Raw genomic sequence first — 13185 nt, 5'->3', positions numbered from 1 at the left:
GAAAAAGAACGAAACAACACGTGACATTACTTCATCGAATGAAGTCCTATCGTGTTGCCTTCGGTATCACTCACGATGCTGATAAATCCATAATCACCGATGGACATTTTTGGCACTTGTACTTGTCCACCGCTCGTCTCTACTCTGGACTCTTCTATCGCGCAGTCATCACAGGAGAAGTAGACCAAGGTGCTATTGCCACCAGCCTTGACCCCACTCATGTGAGCCAGCGCCCCCGCGGCACCATAGCGTTCCATCTCACTCGGGAAGCACCACATTTCAATGTCCATCTTGGCAGGGCTTTCAAGCTTCTCCAGTGTTACATCGAGCACCGCTTCATAGAACGCTTTCGCTCTGTCCATCTCGTCGACATAGATCTCAAACCAGCCGACTGGGTTAGATTGCCTCATCTTTACACCCTCCATTAGTGACGGTATCGCAAGCACCTTAAGCGACATGCGATACTACTAGCATAGCCAAGTAAATCACCCTGTAGTGAGAGCTAGCGCACCATGAGGCTCCCTAGATTAGAAATATTTAAATAATGGATAATCATCAGAACGTATTACCATGTTAAACCTTGGCAGGCTTGAATAGATCTCCTAATACTGCAAGGTTAGATTGAGGGTTGTTGAGGCCCGCCAATCATAGGTTGAGAAAGAAGCACTTAACAGCACCAGCAATAGCCTTCACCCTTTGCTCTCGTCTATAATCAGCAACATATCAATGACGCAATAAGGGTTGCTATGACAACTGCAAATTCTCCCCAAGTACCAAAAGATCCATCTGAGCGCATGAACCTGTTTTTTAAAGCGGTAACCAATGAGCTAAAGATCTGGCTGCTGATCGATGAGCATGGCAGTGTACTGCTCAATACCGAAGAAGAAGAGTGTGTGCCAGTATGGCCATCAGAAGAACATGCCCTGCAATGGGCGACTGACGAATGGGAGGGCTTTAAAGCCGAGCCTATCTCACTCGCGAAATGGAAGAGTCGCTGGACCCGAGGCCTTGAAGAGGATGAGCTTTCTTTGGTCGTGTTCCCAGATGAAAACGGTGAAGGGATTGTCCTCTACCCTGACGAGTTCGAATTCGAGCTCATCAAACGCGAGAAAAAAAAGTAGCGAAAACAAAGTAGCGAGGCGCGAGGACGGGCGTTGCCCTTCGGGGAGCGAGGAGTCCAACACAAGTGACGTATTCCTCGACACCCGGAACGAAGTAATACCCGACCCTCAAAACTAAAATAAAGGTGCGAGGAGTTCACCACAAGTGGCACACTCCTCGATACTCGGAGCGAAGCGTAACCCGCACCTCGGAACGAAGTGATACTGACATCTCGAACCTAAAAAAAGAGCCCTTGAGGCTCTTTTTTAATCTTTACCCGATGTGAGTCGCGCCGCCCATGTATTTCTGGAGCGCCGTTGGGATAGCGATGCGGCCATCTGCTTCTTGGTTGTTCTCAAGGATTGCAACCATGGTACGGCCAACCGCTAGACCTGAGCCGTTTAGCGTGTGCACAAGCTCTGGCTTCTTCTCGCCTTTACGACGGAAACGCGCTTGCATACGGCGAGCTTGGAAGTCCCACGTGTTTGAGCATGATGAGATCTCACGGTAAGTCTCTTGCGCCGGCACCCAAACTTCAAGGTCGTAAGTCTTACGCGCGCCAAAGCCCATGTCACCAGTACATAGAACTACTTTACGGTAAGGAAGCTCAAGCAGTTGCAGAACTTTCTCTGCGTGACCTGTCAGCTCTTCCAGTGCCGCCATTGAATCTTCAGGCTTGGTGATCTGTACTAGCTCAACTTTGTCGAACTGGTGCATACGGATAAGACCGCGCGTGTCACGGCCGTAAGAACCCGCTTCAGAGCGGAAACACGGCGTGTGTGCAGTCATCTTAAGTGGTAAGTCCGCCTCATCAGAGATGGTATCGCGCACCATGTTAGTCACTGGCACTTCTGCTGTTGGGATCAGAGATAGACGACGTGGCTCTTCATCACTCGCCTTCTCTTCAAGAGGCTCAGTGTGGAACAGGTCTTTACCAAACTTAGGCAGCTGACCTGTACCGTATAGGCTATCAGCGTTAACTAGGTAAGGCACGTACATCTCTGTGTAGCCGTGCTCTTCTGTGTGCAGATCGAGCATAAACTGAGCAATCGCACGGTGAAGACGAGCAAATTGACCCTTCATCACGATAAAGCGCGCACCCGTGATCTTGGTTGCACTTGCGAAGTCTAGACCGCCGCCCATTTCACCAAGGTCAACGTGATCTTTGACTTCAAAGTCGTAAGTCTTTGGCTCACCCCAGCGCGAGATCTCTACGTTGTCGTCTTCGTCTTTACCGTCTGGCACTTCGTCATCGGGTAGGTTCGGAACAGACAAGGTGATCTCTTCCAGCTTGACTTGGATCTCAGCCAGCTCAGCTTTCTTAGCTTCCAGATCGCTACCAAGCGTACCAATCTGCTTCTTGATCTCTTCAGCACCCTCTTTGTCGCCAGCCGCCATTTTTTGGCCGATCTGCTTAGAGATGGAGTTACGACTGGATTGTAAATTTTCTACTTCTACTTGAATCGACTTACGTTGTTCTTCAAGTTGACGAATGGTCTCAACGTCAAGGCTAAAGCCTCGGCGCGCCAGTTTAGCAGCTGTTTCATCCAGCTCTGTACGAAGTAATTTAGAATCCAGCATTGTTAATCCTATGCTTTTTATTGATAAAAAAACGCGCAAAGCCATTCACGCGTTTGTCAAAATATAGTGTGGTAAAAGATACCCAAAAGCCGCTACTTTTCATAGCGCTTTATTAGGCTTTTTGCGTCTAATCCCGCGAGATAATCGAGTTTTTCCCCAATCTTGGTTTCTAACCCGCGATTGGTTGGGAAATAGTAGCGAGTTTGGCTCATTTCTGGCGGCAGGTAACACTCACCCGCCGCATAAGCACCAGGCTCATCATGCGCATAGCGATACTCGGCACCATAACCCATATCCTTCATCAGATTAGTTGGTGCGTTGCGCAGGTGATGAGGCACCTCATACTCAGGCAAATTGCGCGCATCATCGAGCGCCTGCTTCCACGCGGTGTACACCGCATTACTTTTCGGCGCGCACGCCAGATACACCACAGCTTGGGCTATTGCGCGCTCGCCCTCAGCAGGTCCAATGCGGGTAAAGCAGTCCCACGCGTCCATCGCCACTTGCATTGCCCTTGGGTCGGCGTTACCAATATCCTCAGAGGCAATGGCTAATAAGCGACGGGCAATATACAAAGGATCGCAACCCGCAGTAATCATCCGCGCAGACCAATACAGCGCTGCATCAGGGTTTGAGCCACGGATCGACTTATGCACTGCAGAGATCAGGTCGTACCAAATGTCGCCCTTGTTATCAAAGCGCGCGACCTTTTCACCTGCGACTTCGGCAAGCAAAGGCAGGGTGATCTGCTTGACGCCCTCAGCGTTGTCTTCCGCCATGTCGTAGAGCAGCTCTAAGTAGTTAAGCGACATGCGCGCATCACCATTGACGTGCTCAGCCAGTCGCTCCAGTACATCATCGTGAAACTGCGCCGCTGTCTTACCAAGGCCACGCTCAGGATCAGACACCGCCTGATTAAGCGCATTGAGTACTTCTTGCTTGGACAGCGAGGTCAACTTATAAACCCGCGCTCGCGAGAGCAGTGCATTATTTAGCTCAAACGAAGGGTTTTCTGTTGTCGCGCCAATAAAGGTCACGGTGCCATCTTCGATGTGCGGCAAAAAGGCATCTTGCTGCGATTTGTTGAAGCGATGCACCTCATCAACAAACAAGATGGTGCGATGGCCGGCAAGCTTGTTTTCACGCGCGCGGTCGATTGCCGCGCGAATATCTTTGACGCCCGAGGTCACAGCAGAAACACGCTCAACCTCAGCATTGGCGTAATTGGCTGCCACTTCTGCTAGGGTGGTTTTACCGGTCCCAGGTGGCCCCCACAAGATCATCGAGTGAATGTGACCGGCTTGCAGAGCTTTACGTAGCGGCTTACCCTCACCAAGGATGTGAGTTTGACCAATGTACTGCTCAATGGTGGCCGGGCGCATACGCGCGGCCAAAGGGCGAAAGTCTTCTTGCGAGCTAAAGTCTAAGCTGTAGTTACTCACGCCCGTTAGTTCCTTTGATCATCCACTTCGACGCCTTCTGGGATCTCAAATGAGAAACGCGAGCGATCTGGGGTGGCTTGGCTGAGGTTACTAAACACATAATCACCACGCTGGCCATCTTGCTCGATCACCTTAAAGCCTGAGACTTCGCCTTGAGCATTGATAATGATCTCAAACGTACCTTGGTTAAGCTCATCTGAGGTAGGCACCAAGGTAAACACGTCTTGCTTCTGGGTCACATCGTAGTTCTCCCAGTCGCTCTCTTGATCGCGGGTGAGCAAGATAAACGGGGTTTGCGCTGTCGCTTGCTCTTGCCAGAAGATACTCACTTGCTCAATAAATGGGCTGTAGTAGTAGATTGACTGGCCATCAGAGACCAAGACATTTTCATCTGGGAAGGTGGTCGTCCAACGAAACAGGCTTGGGCGAGCAATTTCAACCGTGCCTTCGCCTTCCATAACCACATCCCCTTCAGGGCTGGTGACCACCTGAGTGAAATCGGCGCTGAAGCCATCACTGAGAGACAAGCGCTCACTCAGTTCTTCTTGAGCACCAGCCCATACTGACGAGCTGACTAACAATAACGCGATCAGTTTTTTCATTCCATTACTCCAAAATACACGGCTGCCTAACGACCGCAGCACTGCTTAAATTTCTTGCCGCTGCCACAAGGACAGTCGGAATTACGACCGACATCTTTATACGGATTAAAGCGTTGCGCTTTGTCGCCGACCATTTCTGCATCCGCTGCCATCGCAATTTCATTGATCATAATATCAAGCTGGTCGATAAAATTATCAAGTTGTGGCAAATCCTCAAACCCAGCCTCACGCATCTGTTGGTGGGTGCCTTCTTGGTCAATCGCCAACATCATTGTAGTCAAAAAGGCTTGCAGCATGCGCAGCGTACCGTCAGATGGCTGCTTCTCTTGCCACTGCTGCTCAACCACCGGCCACAGCGTCATAAAGCCCTCGGCAAAGTCCGCCAGTGCACTTTCCTCTGCCTGCGTTTCCTTGAGTAGGGTCAATAGTGAAAAGCTCTGGGTCTTGAGCGCTGCGTACTGAGCATTAATCTGTTGCTCTAGCACTGCCTTACTCTCTACAAGTTGCGGAGAAAAAATATCGCCCAACCAGCTCGTCGGATCGAGCGGTTTAACGGCAAAGTTGGCAGCCAATACCGTGCCTTCAACAAACCAAGACGACTCTTGGGTCGGGAAATCGCTAGTGTTAATAAGCGAGTAAGTCATAGTGTTCGATTTCTCTATAATGAGGATTGCTGCGAGTATACCGTTAATGGGGCTATTCAGCGACAAAGAGTCGTGACTTTGCACATAATTCACTCTACAATCTCGCTCCATTTTTGTGACCGGAGAGACTATTTACAATGCGTGTCGTGTTAGGCCCTATGGAGGGTGTTCTCGATCATCTGATGCGAGAGATTCTTACCAACATCAACGACTACGATCTTTGTGTCACAGAGTTCGTCCGTGTCAGTGACTTGCTGCTACCTGATCATGTGTTTTATCGCCTCTGCCCTGAGCTAAAACAAGGTTCACAAACCAAGTCTGGCGTCCCCGTGCACCTGCAACTGCTGGGTCAGCACGCCAACTGGATGGCGGAGAATGCGTTTAAAGCGGCTGAGCTTGGCGCTAAAGGAATCGACATCAACTTTGGCTGCCCTGCTCGTCTCGTCAACAAGCACGGCGGCGGTGCCGCGCTGCTGAAAGAGCCCAATACCATCTATGAGGTGCTTAAGGCATGTCGTGAAGCCGTGCCAAACCATATCCCAGTGACGGCGAAGATCCGCCTTGGCTGGAGTAATCCTGAAGATTGCTTTGAAGTTGTGGATGCGATTGAACAGGCCGGTGCGGATGAACTGACCATCCATGCTCGCACCAAAGAGGGTGGCTACAAGGCCAGTGAAATCCGTTGGGAGTACATCGATAAGATCCGTCAGCGTACTCAGATGCCGCTAATTGCAAATGGTGAGATCTGGAACTATGCCGATGGCCAGCGATGCATCGAGACCACAGGCGTAGACTCGCTGATGGTATGCCGCGGCGCATTCAACGTGCCTAACCTGGGTAATGTGGTTAAACACAATGCTACCCCAATGCCTTGGCATGAAGTCGTTGATCTGCTGATCGTCTACTCACACTACGAGATGAAAGGCGACAAGGGCTTATACTACTCCAATCGCGTTAAGCAGTGGTTCTCTTACCTGCGCCAACAATACCCAGAAGCCGATGCGCTGTTTAGAGAGATCCGCACGTTTAAAAAAGCCGATGATATCGTAAAAGTCATCGAACAATATCAACTTAAACTTGCTAGCTAAAACACAGGGGCGGGGAGCGAGTTACACTTCGTTCCGAGTATCGAGGAGCATATCACGAGCGTTAAACTCCTCGCTCCTCGAAGGGCTTTGCCCGTCCCCGCACCTCGCTACTGTTGTTCTCGCTACTGCAGCGCTACACGCTGCGCCGGGCTTGGATAATCAAATTTCGTGGCGTTGTGGCCTTTTCACAAAAGGTGCCTACTTTGACTTGATAGCCGTGCTCGATGAGGAACAGTGCCTTGTCTAGCACTAGCCACAACTCTAGCGGGCGGCGAAATAGCTGAGGGAGTAAGCTCAGTGCTTCCATCCGCCAAAACAGATGCTCTCCTTGCAGCTGATAGCGGGAAAAGTCTAACCCAGTGGGTAAAGTCAGTGATTTTTTCTCCGCTGCCCAAGAGCAAAATGCCTCAAAGCCTTCGCTCAGCTGTGATTTTTTAATACTCGGTACTGGCAGGTAGGTTGAGTCACCGCGCAGCTCGCTCACTAACTGATGAAAACCCAGTCGATAAGTCATTTCGGTATGGCGATGGCGATAAACACGCTCGCCACCGGTGACTGTCTCTTGAAGCGGAATACGCAGCTCAGATTTGGTTAGCTGTAGACAACTCGACTTGCCAAGTGATGACAGTGGCTGATAGCACTCATCACGAGTTAAGTGATAGCAACATGGCGCGACCGTCAGCGCGGCCATGCCAACCTCGGCAGCATGAGAAAGCAGTGTAGTGTGCAAATCACCACAGGCATGCAGCGCCACGCCGTGTTGCTGAGATTGGCATAGCGCTTTGGCTTGTTGGCTAAAGGCGTCCCCTTGGACAAAGTGCATATCCAGCTGCTTTTGATCAGCAAACTGCTGACCATCGAGACACAACTGGGGTTGGTACTCCAGACTGGTCACTGGCTGCTGCGATGAACTTGCCAACACTCGCCCTAGATAGCCTTTACCCGAACACCACTCAAGCCAAGGGTGGGCACCCTCTTGTTTCAAGCATACGCTGCTCATTGCCGTGATCTGATCGACTTTGCGTCCTGGGATACCACTCAACAAACGGGGATTAATTTGCGTCGTTTGCTCGGTTAATAGCGCTGATGGTTCTGCCTTTGCCCAAAAACCAATCTCGGGCACAAAGGCTGTTAGGGCATCGCTAAGCTGATGTGGGTTAGATTTGAAATTCAGAATTTGCTCAGGAGTGAGCGAGGCGAGCCAATCAACCAACTCCGCAGGCAAATCATCCAACGCGCCCTGCATTGAACAGACCGCCTTGAACGGTTCGATTCTCCAAAACGCTTGGTGCTCGATGAGCCAATGATCGATATCGGCAAAGTGTTGATGCATCTCTTCCTCCTATGCGGGTGGGCCATTTTAGAAGGAAGAGCACAGAATACAAGCTATCTTATCGGGAGTTTGATCCCTTTGAACATCTCTTCGATTTCAGCGTTAGATTTGAGGGAAATCGCTTGTTCCACAACCGGTCTCGTCAGGTGCGGGGCAAAACGCTCCATAAAGTCGAACATGTATGAGCGTAAGAAGGTACCACGGCGAAAGCCAATACTGGTGGTACTGGCGCCAAACAGATGGCTGGCATCAATAGCCACTAGGTCTGAGTCGAGCTTCTCGTCCACAGCCATGCTAGCAATCACACCAACGCCAATCCCCATACGCACATAGGTCTTAATCACATCAGCGTCTGTCGCGGTGAACACCACTTTGGGTGTTAAGCCTTCTTTATCAAACGCCGTGTCCAGCTCTGAGCGTCCAGTGAAACCAAACACATAAGTCACGAGTGAGTAGTTAGCCAGATCATGAATCGAGACTGAGTCACTCTGAGCCAATGGATGATCTTTTGGTACCACAATGGAGCGGTTCCAGTAATAACATGGCAACATAATGGCGTCTTGATAAAGGTGCAGCGCCTCAGTTGCTATAGCAAAGTTGGCCGTACCCTTAGCAATCGCCTCTGACATCTGGCTTGGTGTTCCCTGATGCATGTTAAGCGAAACGTTAGGATAACGAGTCGTGAAGCCTTTGATTACCTCTGGCAGTGCATAACGTGCCTGAGTATGCGTGGTCGAAATATTCAGTGCACCACGCTCAGGATGGGTGTGTTCTCCAGCGACCGCTTTGATGCTTTCAACCCGACCTAAGATCTCTTGAGAGATGCTGACAATCTCCTCACCCGCTGAGGTCACTTTGGTTAGATGCTTACCGCTTCGCTCAAAAATTTGAATCCCCAGCTCATCTTCCAGTAGCCTCACTTGCTTACTGATCCCTGGCTGAGAGGTATACAGGCTTTCCGCCGTTGCTGAAACGTTAAGGTTGTGGTTAACAACTTCAACGATGTATTTTAGCTGTTGCAGCTTCATGGTTAATCCTTTAATTCTCCGGTACTTCCTAGCCAAAAATTTCGTTTGGCAACCTTGCGATATAATCATTGGTTATATCAATATTCAATCGCGACTGCAATGTCGTGTTCGACACCCCGAATGATGCACAAAATGTGGGCTGGACGAGTTTTTACAAAATTATTGAGCAAAGGTTAAAAAATTCATCTTGTTAGCGTGATTATTGCCACGAATTTAGATACCGATGCCATTTTAATTGCGGTATGCTAAGCAAAGCCATAACCGACGGATTAGTTGTATATGAATTTTATTTTGATTATTGCCTTGATTGGCGTGCTGCTGATCCTGATACTCGGCTATAACATCATGCTGCAGTATAAAATCAAAGTAGAGGCAACCAAAAAACAAGAGCTTGCCCGCTATGTAGCGATTATCGATGGAACCGAAGAGCTGATTGGGAATGCTCACCAGCTTCCTTTTAGTAACCAACTCCTGATGTGCTTAAACAATCGTATTTTGGATAGTTTACAAAGCATGCGCGACCTCGACCCAAAGAATAAGCACCACAAGCAGCGCATCGAGCAGGTCACGGCGCAAATCAACCAGCTCAGTGAACAAAGTGACAGCCAAAATGGTGCCTCCTTCAGAGTTCCCACCAGCGATAAGCAGGCCATAGCAATGCTAAAATTAGTCAAACGCTTGCGCAGTACCGTGCGCAGCGAGCACAACAAAGGCCGCCTAGCGACGCCGGAGTATATCAACGAGAGTGCGCGCCTTGAGATGATTCAGCTTAAGATCAACATCGAAAATGTCATCAAACGCTCCAAGGATGCGGTGAATCGTGATCAGCCCGGCACGGCAGTTCAGTTGCTAAAAAAGGGTATCGATGTGCTTAGTACCAAGAGTGACAACTACTCTATCCGAGCACGAGAAAAGCTCCAGCAAATGTATGATGATATCGAGCAGCGCCGACAAAATCGCCACTCTCTGATGCAGAGAAACTTTGAGGACAGCGAGCGTAGCCAAGATATTGAAGCGTTATTTGGTGAGAAGAAAAAGTGGTAACTCTGATATAAGACAATTTATTCCGTTTATTTTTCTGTGAATGAAAAGGCCAAGGTTCTAAAAACCTTGGCCTTTTCTCTTAATGCTTGCTTAATTTCAATCGTGCTAAACTGTAGGTCAACGCTCAACATAACCAAAAAATAACACATGTATCAGCAACTATTAGACCCTATTCATCGTTTTCTTAAGTGCCCAACCCCCTCTTCGTGGATTGATGAGGCACAAAAGCCAGAGAACTTGTCGATCATTTTACGCGATCACTTACTTTGTGAGCTCAAGGCAGCTCAGAGTGCCATTTTCTTACTCAAGCGCTACGTAGTGACCGAGGAGGGGAAAACTCAACTCTCTGAGCTAGTCGAGCCCTTCGAGCTGTTTGCCTATAAAGGCCAAGGCAGCCTTGAGAGTCTCAAGGGCAAGAGCGCACTGTCTAAATCAATCCAAGCCAAAGATGGCTGTGCTTATGGCCAAGACATGATTGATAGATTGGTACTGTTGATCAGAGAAGAGCTGCACCACTTTTACCAGGTACTAGAAATCATTGAAGCGCAAGGGATGGCTTACCGCCCTATCACAGCAAGTCGTTATGCAAAAGGTATGATCAAACATATCCGCACTTTCGAGCCAGCAGCACTGATCGATAAACTGATTATCGGTGCCTTTATTGAGGCCCGCTCATGTGAGCGCTTCGCCCAGCTTGCCCCTTTCCTAGACGAGCCAATACAGAAATTTTATATCTCCCTGCTACGCTCAGAAGCTCGCCACTATCAAGACTATTTAGACTTAGCACAGACGATCGCAGATAATGATATTTCTGATCGAGTAAGCTTATTTGCCGACATCGAAGCCAAGCTCATCACCAGTGACGATAACGAGTTCCGCTTTCACTCAGGTGCCCCTGCCATCCTTGCTGAGTGCCTCTAGTCGAGCACCCCTAGCCGGGCGCCCCTAGCCGGGCACCACTCGACTCTCGGAGCAGAGCGATCCCGACTCTTGCCTCTTAAGAGAGCAAACCGTCGAGCTATCCCTCACTAGAAGCTGAGTGGGAATGACGGTCTCTTTAGCCGCATTACCAGTCTTGATCAACTTGATCAAGACCTTCATCGCTGTTTCCCCTATCAGTTTCTGCGGCTGTTTGATCGTGGTAATGGTCGGGCTGCAATATTGACTGAACAGCAAATCATCAAACCCAACCACTGACATCTGCTCAGGGATTTTTATACCCATCTCTTGCGCCGCTCGCATCGCCCCGAGCGTCATCATGTCATTGAAGCAGAACAGAGCGGTCATGGCGTACTGCTTGTGTAAACGGCGAAAGGCGATATAACCAGAGTCAAAGCTAAAATCGCCCGACTCTATCGCTTGATCATCAACATCGATGCCAGCCTGCTCGAGGCTGGCAAGAAAGCCGGCCTTTCTCGCAATACAGATGGGATTCTCCATCGGCCCGGTAATGCAGCCGATATGCTGGTGCCCGAGCTCAATCAAGTAGTCGACCGCTTTTTTCGCTGAGCCGTAGTTATCAATTCGTACTGTCGGAATCGCCGAGTCAGGGAAATATTCACAGGCCATGACCATTGGAATATCTGGCTCATTTTGATACTCCGCGGGCAGCTCTGCGGTCAGTGAAATCACCCCATCGGCTTGGCACGAGCTGACAAGCTCTAGATACTCTTTGGCTTGGTCAACAATATGTACGGTATCGCCCAAGAGCACCTTGTAGCCATGTTTTTGTGCCACCAACTGGATACCGCGGACAATCTCAGCAAAAAACATGTTTTCGATATCGGGCACAATAACGATAATCGCACGCGATTCACTGCGGCGTAAATTACGCGCGGTGGCATTTGGCGTATAGTTGGTTTCTCGAATCGCCAGCTCAACTTTTTGTCGGGTTTTGGCGCGCACTTGCTCAGGGTGTATCAGAGTACGCGATACCGTGGCTGTCGAAACCCCGGCCAGTTTGGCAACCTGCTTAATTGTGACCATCTTTCCACCTTGCAGAATGAAATCGTTTACAATTTTCACAGGTTACCAAGCAACATCGAGCCGTTCAAATTATCTACGATAATTGTTTACTAATTAAACACATCGATCACATTACACCACTAATTGCGTATAAAACGTTCTTTTTTGTCGATATATTAACCATTAAAACATGTTTTTGCTCAAAGAATGTACTAAGCGATAGCCGATCATCCCTAGTGCATTTTATTCCCTGATTTATGTACACGATTACATTTTGTGGTCTTAATAAACGAGGTGAGTAATGAAAACAATCAAAGGACCAGCACTATTTCTCGCGCAATTTGCCTCTGATGAGGCACCATTCAATTCCCTCGACAGTATCGTCGCATGGGCAAGTCAATTAGGTTATAAAGGGGTACAGATTCCCAGCTGGGATGGTAGGCTGTTCGATCTTGAAAAAGCCGCCCATGATCAAGACTACTGCGACTCTCTCCTTGCCGTCTTAGCTTCGCACAATGTTGAACTAACGGAGTTGAGCACCCACTTACAAGGACAACTTGTTGCTGTTCACCCTGCCTATGATGAGATGTTCGATGGATTCGCCCCAGAACATGTTCACAACAACCCAGCTGCGCGTCAAGCGTGGGCAGTCGAGCAAATGATGCTCGCCGCCAAGGCGTCAAAAAACTTGGGCCTTACCGCGCATGTGACCTTCTCTGGCGCGCTGTTATGGCCATTCATCTACCCATGGCCCCAGCGTCCACAGGGGTTAATCGAAACTGGTTTTGCCGAACTCGCTAACCGCTGGAAGCCTATTCTCGATGCGTTCGATCAAGCCGGTGTCGATGTTTGTTATGAAATCCACCCTGGTGAAGATCTGCATGATGGCGTAACATTTGAGATGTTCCTCGACGCGGTTGATAACCACCCTCGGGCTAATATTCTCTACGACCCAAGCCACTTTGTACTTCAACAGCTTGATTATCTGGCCTTTATCGACAGATATCGCGACAGAATCAAGATGTTCCATGTCAAGGATGCCGAGTTCAACCCAAGCGCACAGCAAGGCGTTTACAGCGGTTATCAAGGCTGGACTGAGCGCGCGGGACGTTTTCGCTCACTGGGTGATGGCCAAGTCGATTTCAGTGCTATTTTCTCTAAGCTATCGCAATACGACTTCGATGGCTGGGCGGTCGTTGAGTGGGAATGTTGCCTCAAACACCCTGAAGCAGGAGCGGCTGAGGGTGTCGACTTTGTCAACCAACACATCATCCAAGTGACCGACAAAGCCTTTGATGACTTTGCTGATGCGGCAACGGATGTTGACGCTAACAAGCGCATTCTTGGTCTGAAGTAA

Annotated in this window: 13 protein-coding genes; 5 read left to right on the top strand and 8 right to left on the bottom strand. The window is 49.4% G+C overall.

Going from position 1 to position 13185, the window contains the following annotated elements; all coding sequences use genetic code 11:
- Positions 1-26 precede the first annotated feature (26 nt).
- Complete coding sequence (locus tag ACZ5R2_RS17575) at positions 27-410, bottom strand: VOC family protein (protein WP_464903296.1); 384 nt, start codon at positions 408-410, stop codon at positions 27-29.
- A 336-nt stretch (positions 411-746) separates the two neighbouring features.
- On the opposite strand from ACZ5R2_RS17575, the gene ACZ5R2_RS17570 reads away from it, so the two are divergent.
- Positions 747-1121 carry a DUF2750 domain-containing protein gene (locus ACZ5R2_RS17570; protein ID WP_438474760.1) on the top strand — a complete coding sequence of 125 codons (375 nt, stop codon included), beginning with the start codon at positions 747-749 and terminating at the stop codon, positions 1119-1121.
- Positions 1122-1374: 253 nt separating this feature from the next.
- Here the strand turns inward: ACZ5R2_RS17570 and serS are convergent, their stop codons facing one another.
- The 4 genes from serS to ACZ5R2_RS17550 all read right to left on the bottom strand — a co-directional run bounded on the left by serS (position 1375) and on the right by ACZ5R2_RS17550 (position 5370).
- A complete protein-coding gene (gene serS / locus ACZ5R2_RS17565) occupies positions 1375-2682 on the bottom strand; it encodes a serine--tRNA ligase (protein ID WP_464903297.1) in 1308 nt (435 codons plus the stop codon).
- Positions 2683-2774: 92 nt separating this feature from the next.
- A complete protein-coding gene (locus ACZ5R2_RS17560) occupies positions 2775-4124 on the bottom strand; it encodes a replication-associated recombination protein A (RefSeq protein ID WP_464903298.1) in 1350 nt (449 codons plus the stop codon).
- 5 nt (positions 4125-4129) lie between these two features.
- Positions 4130-4726, bottom strand: a complete 597-nt coding sequence (lolA, locus tag ACZ5R2_RS17555; RefSeq protein WP_438458436.1) for an outer membrane lipoprotein periplasmic chaperone LolA — start codon at positions 4724-4726, stop codon at positions 4130-4132.
- A 26-nt stretch (positions 4727-4752) separates the two neighbouring features.
- Complete coding sequence (locus ACZ5R2_RS17550; RefSeq protein WP_464903299.1) at positions 4753-5370, bottom strand: YecA/YgfB family protein; 618 nt, start codon at positions 5368-5370, stop codon at positions 4753-4755.
- A 137-nt stretch (positions 5371-5507) separates the two neighbouring features.
- Between ACZ5R2_RS17550 and dusC the strand changes: the two genes are divergently transcribed.
- Complete coding sequence (dusC, locus tag ACZ5R2_RS17545) at positions 5508-6458, top strand: tRNA dihydrouridine(16) synthase DusC (protein ID WP_464903300.1); 951 nt, start codon at positions 5508-5510, stop codon at positions 6456-6458.
- A 133-nt stretch (positions 6459-6591) separates the two neighbouring features.
- Here dusC and ACZ5R2_RS17540 read toward each other — a convergent pair whose 3' ends face one another.
- Together ACZ5R2_RS17540 and cysB are read right to left on the bottom strand one after the other, a co-directional pair.
- A complete protein-coding gene (locus ACZ5R2_RS17540; protein ID WP_464903301.1) occupies positions 6592-7791 on the bottom strand; it encodes a methyltransferase in 1200 nt (399 codons plus the stop codon).
- A 53-nt stretch (positions 7792-7844) separates the two neighbouring features.
- The gene (gene cysB, locus ACZ5R2_RS17535; RefSeq protein WP_464903302.1) at positions 7845-8819 is read right to left on the bottom strand and encodes an HTH-type transcriptional regulator CysB; all 975 of its coding nucleotides are present in this window, start codon (positions 8817-8819) and stop codon (positions 7845-7847) included.
- A 279-nt stretch (positions 8820-9098) separates the two neighbouring features.
- Here cysB and ACZ5R2_RS17530 point away from each other — a divergent pair, with 279 nt between their 5' ends.
- Both ACZ5R2_RS17530 and miaE read left to right on the top strand, forming a co-directional pair.
- Positions 9099-9863, top strand: coding sequence for a DNA repair protein (locus ACZ5R2_RS17530; protein WP_464903303.1), 765 nt, complete (start codon positions 9099-9101; stop codon positions 9861-9863).
- A gap of 147 nt (positions 9864-10010) precedes the next feature.
- Positions 10011-10784, top strand: a complete 774-nt coding sequence (gene miaE, locus ACZ5R2_RS17525) for a tRNA isopentenyl-2-thiomethyl-A-37 hydroxylase MiaE (protein ID WP_464903304.1) — start codon at positions 10011-10013, stop codon at positions 10782-10784.
- Positions 10785-10808: 24 nt separating this feature from the next.
- Here miaE and ACZ5R2_RS17520 read toward each other — a convergent pair whose 3' ends face one another.
- Positions 10809-11849, bottom strand: a complete 1041-nt coding sequence (locus ACZ5R2_RS17520) for a LacI family DNA-binding transcriptional regulator (RefSeq protein WP_464903305.1) — start codon at positions 11847-11849, stop codon at positions 10809-10811.
- A gap of 280 nt (positions 11850-12129) precedes the next feature.
- On the opposite strand from ACZ5R2_RS17520, the gene ACZ5R2_RS17515 reads away from it, so the two are divergent.
- On the top strand, positions 12130-13185 hold the full coding sequence (locus ACZ5R2_RS17515; protein WP_464903306.1) for a sugar phosphate isomerase/epimerase family protein: 1056 nt from the start codon (positions 12130-12132) through the stop codon (positions 13183-13185).

This window comes from Vibrio sabulosilitoris, assembly GCF_055391395.1.
Note: the sequence above shows the minus strand (reverse complement) of the source record. Positions and strands in the feature narration are given on the sequence as shown.

What these genes read in the sequence shown, in the direction of transcription:
- ACZ5R2_RS17575 (WP_464903296.1), bottom strand. Translation starts at nt 410, where the DNA reads ATGAGGCAATCTAACCCAGTCGGCTGGTTTGAGATCTATGTCGACGAG.
- ACZ5R2_RS17570 (WP_438474760.1), top strand. Translation starts at nt 747, where the DNA reads ATGACAACTGCAAATTCTCCCCAAGTACCAAAAGATCCATCTGAGCGC.
- serS (WP_464903297.1), bottom strand. Translation starts at nt 2,682, where the DNA reads ATGCTGGATTCTAAATTACTTCGTACAGAGCTGGATGAAACAGCTGCT.
- lolA (WP_438458436.1), bottom strand. Translation starts at nt 4,726, where the DNA reads ATGAAAAAACTGATCGCGTTATTGTTAGTCAGCTCGTCAGTATGGGCT.
- ACZ5R2_RS17550 (WP_464903299.1), bottom strand. Translation starts at nt 5,370, where the DNA reads ATGACTTACTCGCTTATTAACACTAGCGATTTCCCGACCCAAGAGTCG.
- dusC (WP_464903300.1), top strand. Translation starts at nt 5,508, where the DNA reads ATGCGTGTCGTGTTAGGCCCTATGGAGGGTGTTCTCGATCATCTGATG.
- ACZ5R2_RS17540 (WP_464903301.1), bottom strand. Translation starts at nt 7,791, where the DNA reads ATGCATCAACACTTTGCCGATATCGATCATTGGCTCATCGAGCACCAA.
- cysB (WP_464903302.1), bottom strand. Translation starts at nt 8,819, where the DNA reads ATGAAGCTGCAACAGCTAAAATACATCGTTGAAGTTGTTAACCACAAC.
- ACZ5R2_RS17530 (WP_464903303.1), top strand. Translation starts at nt 9,099, where the DNA reads ATGAATTTTATTTTGATTATTGCCTTGATTGGCGTGCTGCTGATCCTG.
- miaE (WP_464903304.1), top strand. Translation starts at nt 10,011, where the DNA reads ATGTATCAGCAACTATTAGACCCTATTCATCGTTTTCTTAAGTGCCCA.
- ACZ5R2_RS17520 (WP_464903305.1), bottom strand. Translation starts at nt 11,849, where the DNA reads ATGGTCACAATTAAGCAGGTTGCCAAACTGGCCGGGGTTTCGACAGCC.
- ACZ5R2_RS17515 (WP_464903306.1), top strand. Translation starts at nt 12,130, where the DNA reads ATGAAAACAATCAAAGGACCAGCACTATTTCTCGCGCAATTTGCCTCT.